We start from the raw sequence: 12,148 nt of genomic DNA on the forward strand, positions 1-12,148 counted from the left end.
TATTGACCTGTACTGATCGCTGCGGATTCGGTGCCCTGACTCCTCCGACGCCAATTGATCGGGGGTTGCGTCGTACCCAAGGGGCGAGCATAGGCTCACGTCCGCCGATGCAACAGAGGCAATTCACGTGAACACGGTGAGTGAAGACGGGAGGTGGTGGCCGGTGTGTGTCACCACGATGACGAGCGGGCTTCCGCGGCGCTCCGGGCCGGCGGGCGTGTGCTCACCCGTACGCCCCGCGGCGGTGTCGACGGGCCGTCGGTATGGGTGGGGAGCGTGCCGCTCGTCCGATCCGTCCCGCCGCTCCGCCGGGGGTCACGCCGTGGCTCGTCCCGGCCGGTCGCGCGTCGCGCCACACGCCGCCACGGGCCTCCCCCGTCACACGTGGGCGAACGGGAAATCACTCTGCGTGCTCCACGATGGAACACACGGCGACCGGACGGGGGAGCCGGCATGACGGCCGAACGGGTGCGGCGTACCGGACCGGTGGTCGATGTCCGCCGTCCGGGCGCCCGGCTGGCCGCCGCCCTGGCGGTCGTACCGCTGCTCCGGTTGGCGGTGGCGCGCTACGCCGTACCGCCGGGGTCTGCGGACCGGACGGCGTGCGACGGCTGCGGCGCCCCGATCGGGCTGGACCGGCCGCTGCCGGCGCTCAGCCCCGCGGCCCGCTGCCCGGCCTGCCGGGCCCGGGTCGGCGCGGCGCCCGCGGTGGTGGAGGTGGCGCTGCTGCTCGCGGTGGCGGTGCCGGTGGTCGCCGGCGGCGCGCCCGCCGCGCGCCTGGCGCTGGCGTGGTGGCTGGTGTGGTCGGTACCGATGACGATCGTGGACGCGATGGCGCACCGGCTGCCCGACCGGCTCACCTGGCCGGCCGCCGCCGGCGCGTGGGCGCTGCTCGGGGTGGCCGCGCTGACCGGTCCGGGCGCCGACCCGCTGGTACGCGCCGTCCTGGCCGGTCTGGCGCTCGGCGGCGGCTTCGCCGCGACCACGCTGCTGTTCGGGCGGCGGGGCTTCGGCCTCGGCGACGCGAAGCTGGCGCTCGGCGCGGGCGCGCTGCTCGGCTGGTACGGCTGGCCGGTGCTGGTGGCCGGGCTGATGCTCGCGGTGACCCTCGCCGGACTGGCCGGGGTGGTGCTGCTCGCCGCCCGGCGGGTCCGCTGGTCCGGGCACCTGCCGTTCGGGCCGTTCCTGGTGCTGGGCGCCGCCGCCACGCTGGTGCTCGTCACCGTGTGATCGGCCACCCGCAGGTGCGGGCGGGCAATCCCAGGGGTATCGAGTCCCAGCCGCCTCCCAGCCGGGTCTGGTTCGGTGGCGGTCCAGGCTTCGGACTCGGGAGGGCACGTGCCGCAGGGCGACGACGGTTGGCGGATCCGGCGCACGAGCGCGGACCTGGACCGGCTGGGCGAAACCGAGTCGGTCTTCGCGCTCGCGAACGGCTGGGTGGGCTGGCGGGGCACCCTCGACGAGGGCGAGCCCTGCGGCATGCCCGGCAGCTACCTCAACGGGTTCCACGAGCAGCACGAGCTGAGCTACCCGGAGAGCGGGTACGCGTTCCCGGAACGCAGCGACACCGTGATCAGCGCGCCGAACGCGGCCCTGATCCGGCTCTGGGTCGACGACGAGCCGCTGGACCTGGGCACCGGCACGATCCGGCAGCACCACCAGGAGCTGGACCTGCGCGCCGGGGTGGTCCGCCGGGAGACCGATTGGGTCTCGCCGGGCGGCCGGGGCGTCCGGATCCGCAGCACCCGCCTGGTGTCGCTGACCCGCCGCCCGGTCGCCGCGCTCGACTGGACGGTCGAGCCGCTGGACGAGCCGGTCCGGTTGCGTGTCGGCGCCGACCTGCTCGCCAACCAGCGGGTGCCGGAACGCGCCGACGACCCCCGGGCCGCCTCGGTGATCCACGACCCGCTCACCGGTGAACTCCGCCGCCACGACGGCCTCGACGGCGTGCTCGTGCACCGGACCGGGCGCAGCGGCCAGCGGGTCGCCGTCGCCGTCGCGCACCGGGTCGGGGCGCCCGACGAGATCGCCACCGACACCGAGCTGACCGCCGACCGGTTCCGGCTGGCGCTGTCCGGCCCGGTACGCCCCGGCGAGCGGATCCGGGTCACCCGGTTCGCCGCGTACGAGTGCGCGGACGTCGACGGCACCCCGGCCGGTGAGCTGGCCGACCTGGTCGTCGCGGAGGCGGACACGGCCCGGGCCGACGGGTTCGACGCCCTGCTCGCCGAGCAGCGCGCCGCGCTCGACGCCGCGTGGGCCACCGCCGACGTCGAGCTGGACGGCGACCCGGAACTGCAGCTCGCGGTCCGGTTCTCGGTGTTCCACCTGCTCCAGTCCGGCCGCGCCGACGGTGCCCGGACCATCCCGGCCAAGGGGCTGACCGGCAACGGCTACGACGGGCACGTGCTCTGGGACACCGAGGGCTACGTCCTGCCGGTGCTGACGTACCTGGCGCCGGAGCTGGCCCGCTCGGCGCTGCGCTGGCGGCACGCCCACCTGCCCGAGGCGCGCGACCGCGCGGCGGAGCTGCGCCTCACCGGCGCCACCTACCCGTGGCGGACGCTCAGCGGCCGGGAGTGCTCCGGCTACTGGCCGGCGGGCAGCGCGGGCCTGCACGTCAACGCCGACATCGCCGACGCGATCCTGCGGTACGTCGCGGCCACCGGCGACACCGCGTTCCTCGCCGAGTGCGGCGCCGAGGTGCTGATCGAAACCGCCCGGCTGTGGCACGGCTACGGCCACTTCGACGACGGCGGCGCGTTCCACCTGACCGGCGTCACCGGCCCGGACGAGTACTCCGCGCTCGTCGACGACAACGTCTTCACCAACCTGATGGCCCGGCGCAACCTGCGCGGCGCCGCCGACGCCGCCGAGCGCTGCCCGGAGGTGGCCGCCCGGTTGGGCGTCGACGCCGCCGAGGTGGCCGGCTGGCGGGCCGCCGCCGACGCGATGTTCGTCCCGTACGACGGCAAGCGCGGCGTGCACGAGCAGTCGGCCGGTTTCACCGCGCAGCCGGAGTGGGACTTCGCCGGCACCGGCGAGGACGACTACCCGCTGCTGCTGCACTTCCCCTACCAGGAGCTGTACCGCAAACAGGTGGTCAAGCAGGCCGACCTGGTGCTGGCCATGCTGCGCTGCCCGGGGGAGTTCACCGCCGAGGAGAAGACGCGCAACGTCGCCTACTACGAGGCGCGGACCGTCCGGGACTCGTCGCTGTCGGCGTCCGCGCAGGCGATCCTCGCCGCCGAGGTCGGGCACCTCGACCTGGCGTACGACCTGTTCGCCGAGACGGCGCTCCAGGACCTCGCCGACCTCGGCGACAAGACCGCCGACGGGCTGCACCTGGCGTCCCTGGCCGGCGCCTGGCTGGTGGTGGCGCAGGGTTTCGGCGGGCTGCGCGACGACCGGGGCGAGCTCGCGTTCGAGCCGCGGCTACCCGCGCCGATCACCCGGCTCGTGTTCCACCTGCGCCGGCACGGGCACCGGCTCCGGGTCACGCTCACCGAGCACGAGGCCCGCTACGAGTTGCCGGAGGGCGGGTCGGGCGACGCGGTGGAGCTGTGGCACCACGGCGAACCGCTCCGGGTCACCGGCGACGGACCGGTCACCCGGCCGATGCCGCCGGTGCCCGATCCCGGTCCCGAACCGCCGTCCCCGCCCGGCCGCCGTCCCGAACGGCGTGCTCAGGAGGCGGCCGGCGGCGACGACTGAACCGGCAGGCCGGACATCCGGGCGACGACCTCCTCCAGCGCCTCGAACGCGTACGCCCAGTTGTGGCACTTGAAGCTGCGCAGCCCGGTGATCGGGGTGCGGCAGTCGGCACAGTGGACACCGGGGATCGCGTCCGGCACCTCGATGTTCACGTACTTGCGCTCGCCGAGGATCACCCGCGCGATCATCGTGTGGTCGTGCACGCCGTGCAGCGCGGACGCGACGATGTCGTACCAGGTGACCCGCCGCCCGCACTTCGGGCAGTCCGGCTCGTCGCCGCTGACCCACAGCGGCGCGCCGATGCTGCGCGCCGGCATGTTCAGCAGCTTCTCCAGCCGCCGCACGTCCGCCTCCGGTGTGGTCCACCGGTGCCGCCCGGGCAGTGACGCGGGCGAGTCGTAGACGGCGCGGAACACCGCCGGCTCGACCTCCACTGTCTCCCGTCCACCTGTCATCGGTACCTCCTCGCGACGGCGTGTCCCACCGTCGTACCAGGTGGCGGCCGGGATCGGCCGGATCACCGACACGACGGGTCAGCGGTGTGTCGCCCAGAGTGCTAGACATCGAGGCGTGACGGAGGCTGAGAACCGACCCAATGTCGCCCGGATGTACGACTACTACCTGGGCGGCTGCCACAACTTCGCCGCCGACCGTGCCGCCGCCGAGGAGATCCTGCGGATCTTCCCGGACACCGGCGTCGCCGCGCAGAGCAACCGCGCGTTTCTGCGCCGGGTCGTGCGCTGGGCGGCCGAGCAGGGGATTCGTCAGTTCCTCGACATCGGCGCCGGCCTGCCCACCCAGGGCAACGTGCACGAGGTGGTCCGTGCGATCCACCCCGACGCCCGGGTGGTCTACGTCGACCACGACGAGGTCGCCGTCGCGTACGCCCGGCGGTTGCTGCCCGCCGACGGCCGTACCGTGGTGCTCCGGGGCGACCTGCGGCGGCCCGGCGAGCTGCTGGCCGACCCGACGCTGCGGGCCACCATCGACCTGAGCGAGCCGGTCGCGGTGCTGCTGCTCGCGGTGCTGCACTTCGTGCCGGACGCCGACGCCCCGTACGCGGCGGTGGCGACCCTGCGCGACGCCACCGTCCCGGGAAGCGTGCTCGCGCTGTCCCACCTCACCCTGGACGGCCTCCCGACGCTGCCCACCGAGCAGGGCACCGCGATCTACCGCCGCAGCAGCTCCCCGCTGGTGCCCCGCACCCGCGACGAGGTGGCCCGCTTCCTCGACGGGTACGAGCTGGTCGAGCCGGGCCTGGTGAAGGTGGCGGACTGGCGGCCCGACGGGGAACCGCAGGCAGCGGTGTCGCACGGCTACGGCGGGGTGGGCGTCCGCCGCTGAGCGCGGTCGGTCCAGCGCAGTCCTCCGGCGATGGTCGCACGATCGCGTGCTCACCGGTGCAGTGTGGTTTCCCGGGTCATGCGGGACAGCTTCTCCGGGTTGCGCACCGCGTAGAGGCCGCTGATCCGGCCGTCGTCGAGGCGTACCGCGACGACGGTGTCCAGCTCGCCGTCGAGGCGTACCAGCAGCGCCGGATACCCGTTGACCTGCGTCGGTTCCATCGACGCCACGGCGGCGATCCGGCCCCAGCCGCCGGCCAGCAGCCGGGCCACCTTGTCGCCGCCGGTGACCGGGCGGGCGAGCGCCTGCTTGATCCCGCCGCCGTCGCCGACGAGTACCGCGTCCGGGGCCAGGACGCGGAGCAGCCCGTCCAGGTCGCCGGTCTCGACGGCCCGCCGGAACGCCTCCAGGGCGTCGCGGGCCTCGGCCGCCGGGACCGTACGCCGGGGGCGGCGCGCCGCGACGTGGGCCCGTGCCCGGTGCGCGATCTGCCGCACCGCGACCGGGGTCCGCTCGACCGTCTCGGCGATCTCGTCGTAGCCGACGTCGAACACCTCCCGCAGCACGAACACGGCCCGCTCGGTCGGCGTGAGCGTCTCCAGCACCAGCAGCATCGCCATCGACACGCTTTCCGCCAGCGTCACGTCGTCCGCGACGTCGGGCGCGGTGAGCAGCGGCTCGGGGAGCCACGAGCCGACGTACGACTCCTTGCGCCGGCCCAGCGTGCGCAGCCGGGACAGCGCCTGGCGGGTGGTGATCCGCACCAGGTAGGCGCGGCGGTCCCGAATCTCGTCGAGGTCGACGCCGGCCCAGCGCAGCCAGGTCTCCTGCACCACGTCCTCCGCGTCGGCGGCCGAGCCGAGCATCTCGTACGCGACGGTGAAGAGCAGGTTCCGGTGCGCGAGGAAGTCCTCGGTGGCCGGGTCCGCCATGGCTGGCTCCTTCGCCGATCGGGTGCGTTCCCCACCAGACGCCGCCCGCCGCCGCCGTGTGACACCGGGCCGCTGTGGCGGTCCTCACCCGGCGTTGCCGTCACGCCGAGGCGGTCCCCGGCATCTCGTGGTCGTCCGACACCCACCCCAGCAGAGAGGGCGCCACCATGACCCGATTCAACCTGTTCGAGAACCCGGTCTCCGCGACGTTCATGAAGCGCTTCGCCGGCGCGGGCCTGGTGATCCACCAGTCGTCGCTGCCCCGCACGGTGCAGGAGCTGGTGTCGCTGCGAGCCAGCCAGATCAACGGCTGCGGCTGGTGCATCGACATGCACACCAAGGAGGCGGTGGCCGGCGGCGAGAGCGCGGTCCGCCTGAACCTGGTCGCGGCTTGGCGCGAGTCGACAGTGTTCACCGAGGCCGAGTGCGCGGCGCTGGCGTTCGCCGAGGAGGGCACCCGGCTCGCCGACGCCTCCCAGGGGGTGTCCGACGAGACGTGGGAGCAGGTGCGCAAGCACTACGACGACGACCAGATCGCCGCGCTGGTGTGCCTGCTCGGACTGATCAACGCGGCGAACCGGTTCGCGGTGCTCGTGCACCAGCGCGGCGGCTCGTACGAGCCGGGGATGTTCGCGGCGGCGATGAGCTGAGCGCGGCCGTCATCGCAGGTTCCAGAAGAACGACCGGACGTCGTCGACGAACAGGTCCGGCACCTCCAGCGCGGCGAAGTGACCGCCCCGGTCGAACTCGCTCCACTGCCGGATCGTGTACGTCAGCTCGGCGATCGGACGCACGGACCGGGTGATGTCGTGCGCGAACACGGCTACCCCGATCGGCGGCGGGCAGGGCGTGGGCGGGCCACCGAACGCGCTCTCCCGCACCAGCCGGGCCGACGACGCGGCGGTGCCGGTGAACCAGTAGACCGAGACGTCGGTGAGGATGCGGTCCACGCTGACCGTGGAGCGTGGGTCGGTCCACTCGGTGAACTTCTCCGCGATCCACGCGAGCTGACCGACGGGTGAGTCGTGCAGCGCGTACGAGACGGTCTGCGGGCGGCTGGCGTAGAGCACCTGGTGCGGGTGCCGCTGCGTCTTGAGCCGCATGATCCGGGCCAGCCGATCCCGGTCCTCCTCGGACAGTCCGGCCTGCCCGGTCCAGCCGGGCGGCGGCGGGGTGGGCAGGTAGGTGAGGTGCACGCCGACGACGTGGTCCCTGTCGATGCCGCCGAGCCGGGTGGAGATGACCGAACCCCAGTCGCCGCCCTGTGCGCCGTACCGCCGGTAGCCGAGCCGGCGCATCAGCTCGGCCCAGGCGCGGGCGACCCGGTCGACGTCCCACCCGCGTTCCCGGGTCGGCCCGGAGAAGCCGAATCCGGGGATCGACGGTACGACCAGGTGGAACTGCTCGGACAGCGGGCCGAGCACGTCGAGGAACTCCACGACCGAGCCGGGCCAGCCGTGGGTGAGGATCAGCGGCAGCGCGTCCGGATCGGCGGCCCGTACGTGCAGGAAGTGGATGTTCTGCCCGTCGATGGTGGTGGTGAACTGTGGGTACCGGTTCAGCTCGGCCTCGGCCGCCCGCCAGTCGTACGCGGTGCGCCAGCGCTCGGCCAGCTCGCGTACGCGGGCCAGCGGGATGCCGTAGTCCCACCCGGCGCCGGGCAGCTCGTCGGGCCAGCGGGTGCGGGTCAGGCGGTCCGTAAGGTCGTCGAGGTCGGCCTGGGGGACGTGGACTCGGAACGGTGCGATCACGACCGCCGCCTTTCATTGGTGCCACAAACGTTAGGGGGACCAACGGTAGCGCAGATCGTTGGGGGCGCCAATGGTTTCCGGATAGGCTGGGCACGTGGAGAACCCGGAGCCGGACCTCGTACCGACCCGCCTGGCCGGCCTGCCGAGCTGGCTGATCACCCAGACCGCCGTACGCGCCGGCCGGCTGGTGAGCGACGGGCTGGCGGCGGTCGACGCGCGCGGTTACCACTTCCGGCTGCTCGCCACGCTCGACGAGTTCGGCCCGGCCAGCCAGGCGGCGCTCGGCCGGCGCAGCGGCATCCACGTCAGCGACGTGGTGGCCGCCCTCAACGAACTCGCCGAGCGGGAGTTCGTGGTCCGCGCCCCGGACCCGGCCGACCGGCGGCGCAACGTCGTCACCATCACGGCGGCGGGGCGGCGGCAGCTCCGGCGGCTGGAGAAGCGCCTCGCCGACGTGCAGGACGAGCTGCTCGCCCCACTGTCGGCTGATGAGCGCGCGGACCTGACCCGGCTGCTGGCTCGGGTGCTGGCTCACCACACCCGTCCGTCCGTCTGATCGACCAGCCTTCGCTCCCCGACCGCTCCATCCACTACCGCTATCACTATTGATAGTGATAGCGTTCGGTCATGGCGATGTCGATGGAGCGGTGGGCGGAGGTGGCGCTGCACCCGGTGCGGCTCCGCGTCCTGCGTGCCGTGGCGGGCACCCGGGTGACCACTCACGACCTGGTCGAGCTGCTGCCCGACGTCCCGCACGCCACGCTCTACCGGCACCTGGCGACGCTCGTGAAGACCGGGATGCTCGACGTGGTGGAGGAGCGCAAGGTGCGCGGCGCCGTCGAGCGGGTGTACGCGCTGCCCGCGCACGGCGCGGCGCTGGACCCGGCGGCCCTGGCGACGGCGACGCCGGAGGACCACGCGCGCTACTTCACCGCGTTCGTGTCGAGCCTGCTGTCCGAGTTCTCCCGCTACCTCGCCCGGGAGTCCGTCGACTTCGTCGCCGACGGGGTCGGATACCAGCAGCTCGTCCTGCACCTGACCGACGCCGAGCTGCACGAGTTCGCAGCCGGGCTCAACGCGCTGGTCGGCCCGTTGCTCGCCAAGGGGCCCGGCGACGGCCGGACCCCCCGGCTGCTGGCGACCATCCTGATGCCCGCCGATCGCCAGGCGACCCCCGGCGACACGCACCCGTCAGCGCACGACTCCGACACGACGAAGGGCGACGACTGATGGCCTCCGTAATGCTCAACGGCGACGTGATCGACATCCGGTTCACCGGATGGGAACGGCTGTGGGTCGGGCGGGAGCGGTTCGCGCTGCGCCTGGCCGCCGTGCGGCACGCCGCCCCGGTGGACGAGCCGATCCGGCTGGCCCGCGGCGCCCGGCGCGGGTACGCCGTGTCCGGCTTCGCCAAGATCGGCATCTGGGGTCTGTTCGGCGGTCCCCGGCAGCTCGTGGCGGCCCGGCGCGGTCAGCCCGGCCTGCACCTGGTGCTGGACCGCGCGGCGGCCGGCGGGGAGTTCGACGAGGTGGTGGTCTCCCACCCGGCCGCGTCGGGCCTCGCCGAGACGATCGGGCGTGCGACGCGGGGCCGGCCATGACCGGCGACCACCTGGCGATCGAGGCGTCGGGCCTGACCAAACGCTACGGCGACGTCACCGCCGTACGCGATCTGACCTTCACCGTGCGACCCGGCGCCGTCACCGGCTTCCTCGGCCCGAACGGCGCCGGCAAGACCACCACGATGCGCATGCTGACCGGTCTGGTGACGCCGACCAGCGGCACCGCCACCATCGGCGGGCAGCCCTACGGCCGGCTGGTCCAGCCGGCACGGACCGTCGGCGCGGTGTTCGACGGCAACGCGTTCCACCCCGGCCACACCGCCCGTGACCACCTGGGCGTCTACGCCGCGATGGCAGGCTGCCCGGGCAGCCGGGTCGCGGAACTGCTGGACCTGCTCGGCCTCGCCCACGCCGCCGACCGTCGTACCCGAGGGTTCTCCACCGGCATGCGGCAACGGCTCAGCCTCGCCACGGCGCTGCTCGGCGACCCGCGTGTCCTGCTGCTCGACGAACCGGCGAACGGCCTGGACCCGGAAGGCATGTCGTGGCTGCGCGGGCTGCTGCGCCGCCTCGCCGACGAGGGCCGCACCGTGCTGATCTCCAGCCACGTCCTGCACGAGGTCCAGCAGGTGGTGGACGACGTGGTGGTCATCCGGCGCGGGGAACTCGTCGCCGCCGGGCCGTGGTCCCGGCTCACCGGCCCGCCGACGGTGCTCGTCACCTCGCCGGACGCGACAGCTCTGGCCGCCGCGCTGGCGGCCGCCGCCGTGTCCGTCGAGGCCGCCGGGCCCGGCCGGCTGCGGGTACGCGGACTGGACGCGCCGGGCGTCGCCGACCTCGCCGCGGCCCATCGCGTGCGGGTCCACGAGCTGGTCACCGAGACCACAAGTCTCGAACAGCTCTTCCTCGACCTGACCACCGACAAGGCGGAGGCCCGATGAACCTGCTCAGAGCGGAACTGCGCCGGGTGCTGGCGACCCGGATGTGGGGTGCGCTGCTGCTCGCGTCCGTCGCGCTGGGCGGCGGCCTGGTCGGGATGATGGCGCTGGTCGGGCCGGAGAACTTCGACCCGCCGATGCCCGGCCTGCACACCGAGGAGGGCCTGCGGTCGATCCTCGGCATCCTCGGCTTCACCGCCTTCGTGCCGGCCGCCGCCGGTGCCCTCGCGGCCACCTCCGAGTACCGGCACGGCACCGCCGCCGTCACGTTCGTGTTCGCGCCGCGCCGTGGGCGGGTGCTCGTCGCCAAACTCGTCACCCACGCGGTCGTCGGCCTCGCCTACGGACTCGCGCTCGCCGTCGCCGCCTCGGCAGCCCTGTTCACGGTCGCCGCCGCGCGCGGCGTGCCGCTGGGCCTGCCCGCCCCCACTGTGCTGGCGCTGCTCGCCCGCATCGGCGTCGCGATGGCTGTCTACCTGCTCGTCGGCGTCGGCGTGGGCGCCCTGCTCCGTAACCAGGTCGCGGCGGTCTGCGTGGTGGTCGGCTACCTGTACCTGGCCGAGCCGGTCCTGATGATGATCCCCGGCGTCAACGCGCTCTACCCGCTCCTGCCCGGCGGGGCCACCGCCGCGCTCACCGACTTCACCTACGTCGCCGACGCGATGTCCGCGCAGCTCGGCAGCGACGCCGTGGCGCTCCTGCCGCCGGCTGCCGGCGCCCTGCTGCTGACCGCGTACGCGCTGACCGCAGCCGCGCTCGCCGTGGTCGTCCCGATGCGCCGCGACATCACCTGAGTGTCGCCGCGGCGCCCCGCACGATCGGGACCTCGCTCTCGCTGACCCACCACCCGCGCAGCCCGCTCACCGTCGAGGAGGTGCTGGACCGCGCTCGCGGCGGTCAGGGGCGCAGCACGTAGCGTCCGCGTACTCCGCCCTTGGCCGCCTCCCGGTGGGCGTCCGCCACCCGGTCCAGCGGCACCACCGCGTGCACCCGCGCGGGCAGCTCACCGGCGGCGGTGCGGGCGAGCAGGTCGGCCAGGCGTACCCCGTCGGCGTGCACCTCGACCGCGCGCACCGTGACGCCGCGCTCGGCGGCCGGGTGGGCGTTCGGCCGTACCCCGACGAACACGCCGCCGTCACCCACCAGCGCGAGCCCGCGGTCCTGGAGCACCGCGGCGTCGGCGACCGCTTCCCAGCCCGGCTCGGCGGCGGTGGTGAAGTCGGCGCCGAGCCCGCGCACGAACTCCTCGTCCTCGGCCCGCGCCAGGCCGGTCACCCGCCACCCCCGGTCCCGGGCGAGCGGCACGACGTAGCCGCCCACCGCGCCGGCCGCGCCGGTGACCAGCAGCCGGCCGCCGGCGGGCGGGTCGCCGAGCAGGTCGACGATCTGCGCCGCGGTCAGGCCGTTGAGCGGCACCGTCGCCGCCGCCACCAGATCCAGATCATCGGGTACGACCGCCAGGTCGGCCACGGGTACGACGAGCTGCTCGGCGTACGTGCCGAAGTCGCGGTCGAACCCGCCGACGAGCCCGGCGACCCGGGTGCCCACGGCGAGGTCGACGCCCGGCCCGGCGGCGGCGACGACACCGGCGAAGTCCCAGCCCAGGCCGGTGTGGTGCGGCTGGCGGATGAGCCCCAGCGAGTGGAAGAAGCCGCCGACGACGCCGAGGTCGGCCGGGTTGACCGGAGCCGCCGCGACGTCCACCCGGACCTCACCGGGCCCCGGCTCGCGCTCCGGGACGTCGATGATCTCGATGGCGTCGGGTCCGCCCGGGGTGCGGACGACGGCAGTGCGGAAGGTACGCGTACCCATGGTGTGTCTCCTTTTGTTTCGTGGGGATTCCCTGCTCCACGATGGAGGGGTAACTTTCCATCGGGAAGTACGCACTTCGGAGTGCGTTGGGTACC

At 74.0% G+C, this 12,148-nt stretch carries 13 protein-coding genes; 9 read left to right on the forward strand and 4 right to left on the reverse strand.

Annotation, left to right across the window (positions count from 1 at the left end; genetic code table 11):
- Nucleotides 1-453 precede the first annotated feature (453 nt).
- Both ACQP26_RS01275 and ACQP26_RS01280 read left to right on the forward strand, forming a co-directional pair.
- On the forward strand, nt 454-1,230 hold the full coding sequence (locus ACQP26_RS01275) for a prepilin peptidase (protein WP_281579322.1): 777 nt from the start codon (nt 454-456) through the stop codon (nt 1,228-1,230).
- Nucleotides 1,231-1,338: 108 nt separating this feature from the next.
- The gene (locus ACQP26_RS01280) at nt 1,339-3,714 is read left to right on the forward strand and encodes a glycoside hydrolase family 65 protein (protein WP_433494708.1); all 2,376 of its coding nucleotides are present in this window, start codon (nt 1,339-1,341) and stop codon (nt 3,712-3,714) included.
- Here ACQP26_RS01280 and ACQP26_RS01285 read toward each other — a convergent pair.
- Nucleotides 3,687-4,169 (reverse strand): hypothetical protein, encoded by a 483-nt coding sequence (locus ACQP26_RS01285; protein ID WP_433494709.1) that lies wholly within the window; start codon nt 4,167-4,169, stop codon nt 3,687-3,689. The two genes, ACQP26_RS01280 and ACQP26_RS01285, sit on opposite strands and share 28 nt — an antisense overlap.
- Before the next feature lie 151 nt (nt 4,170-4,320).
- Here ACQP26_RS01285 and ACQP26_RS01290 point away from each other — a divergent pair, with 151 nt between their 5' ends.
- A complete protein-coding gene (locus tag ACQP26_RS01290; protein WP_433496068.1) occupies nt 4,321-5,058 on the forward strand; it encodes an SAM-dependent methyltransferase in 738 nt (245 codons plus the stop codon).
- A 50-nt stretch (nt 5,059-5,108) separates the two neighbouring features.
- Here the strand turns inward: ACQP26_RS01290 and ACQP26_RS01295 are convergent, their stop codons facing one another.
- Nucleotides 5,109-5,990, reverse strand: coding sequence for an RNA polymerase sigma-70 factor (locus tag ACQP26_RS01295; protein ID WP_433494710.1), 882 nt, complete (start codon nt 5,988-5,990; stop codon nt 5,109-5,111).
- Between the two features lie 167 nt (nt 5,991-6,157).
- Here ACQP26_RS01295 and ACQP26_RS01300 point away from each other — a divergent pair, with 167 nt between their 5' ends.
- The gene (locus ACQP26_RS01300; protein WP_433494711.1) at nt 6,158-6,640 is read left to right on the forward strand and encodes a carboxymuconolactone decarboxylase family protein; all 483 of its coding nucleotides are present in this window, start codon (nt 6,158-6,160) and stop codon (nt 6,638-6,640) included.
- Nucleotides 6,641-6,649: 9 nt separating this feature from the next.
- Here ACQP26_RS01300 and ACQP26_RS01305 read toward each other — a convergent pair whose 3' ends face one another.
- Complete coding sequence (locus ACQP26_RS01305; RefSeq protein WP_433494712.1) at nt 6,650-7,741, reverse strand: epoxide hydrolase family protein; 1,092 nt, start codon at nt 7,739-7,741, stop codon at nt 6,650-6,652.
- A gap of 94 nt (nt 7,742-7,835) precedes the next feature.
- On the opposite strand from ACQP26_RS01305, the gene ACQP26_RS01310 reads away from it, so the two are divergent.
- The 5 genes from ACQP26_RS01310 (at nt 7,836) to ACQP26_RS01330 (ending at nt 11,035) form a co-directional block, all read left to right on the forward strand.
- Nucleotides 7,836-8,297 (forward strand): MarR family winged helix-turn-helix transcriptional regulator, encoded by a 462-nt coding sequence (locus ACQP26_RS01310; protein ID WP_433494713.1) that lies wholly within the window; start codon nt 7,836-7,838, stop codon nt 8,295-8,297.
- A 71-nt stretch (nt 8,298-8,368) separates the two neighbouring features.
- On the forward strand, nt 8,369-8,971 hold the full coding sequence (locus ACQP26_RS01315; protein WP_433494714.1) for a helix-turn-helix domain-containing protein: 603 nt from the start codon (nt 8,369-8,371) through the stop codon (nt 8,969-8,971).
- A complete protein-coding gene (locus tag ACQP26_RS01320) occupies nt 8,971-9,342 on the forward strand; it encodes a hypothetical protein (RefSeq protein ID WP_433494715.1) in 372 nt (123 codons plus the stop codon). The genes ACQP26_RS01315 and ACQP26_RS01320 overlap by 1 nt, the downstream gene beginning before the upstream one ends.
- Nucleotides 9,339-10,244 carry an ABC transporter ATP-binding protein gene (locus tag ACQP26_RS01325; protein ID WP_433494716.1) on the forward strand — a complete coding sequence of 302 codons (906 nt, stop codon included), beginning with the start codon at nt 9,339-9,341 and terminating at the stop codon, nt 10,242-10,244. The genes ACQP26_RS01320 and ACQP26_RS01325 overlap by 4 nt, the downstream gene beginning before the upstream one ends.
- Complete coding sequence (locus tag ACQP26_RS01330) at nt 10,241-11,035, forward strand: ABC transporter permease (RefSeq protein WP_433494717.1); 795 nt, start codon at nt 10,241-10,243, stop codon at nt 11,033-11,035. The genes ACQP26_RS01325 and ACQP26_RS01330 overlap by 4 nt, the downstream gene beginning before the upstream one ends.
- A 103-nt stretch (nt 11,036-11,138) precedes the next feature.
- On the opposite strand, the gene ACQP26_RS01335 is transcribed toward ACQP26_RS01330, so the two are convergent.
- A complete protein-coding gene (locus ACQP26_RS01335) occupies nt 11,139-12,053 on the reverse strand; it encodes an NADP-dependent oxidoreductase (RefSeq protein WP_433494718.1) in 915 nt (304 codons plus the stop codon).
- Nucleotides 12,054-12,148: the final 95 nt, after the last annotated feature.

This window comes from Micromonospora sp. CA-248089 (assembly GCF_050948515.1).
Lineage (GTDB): Bacteria > Actinomycetota > Actinomycetes > Mycobacteriales > Micromonosporaceae > Micromonospora.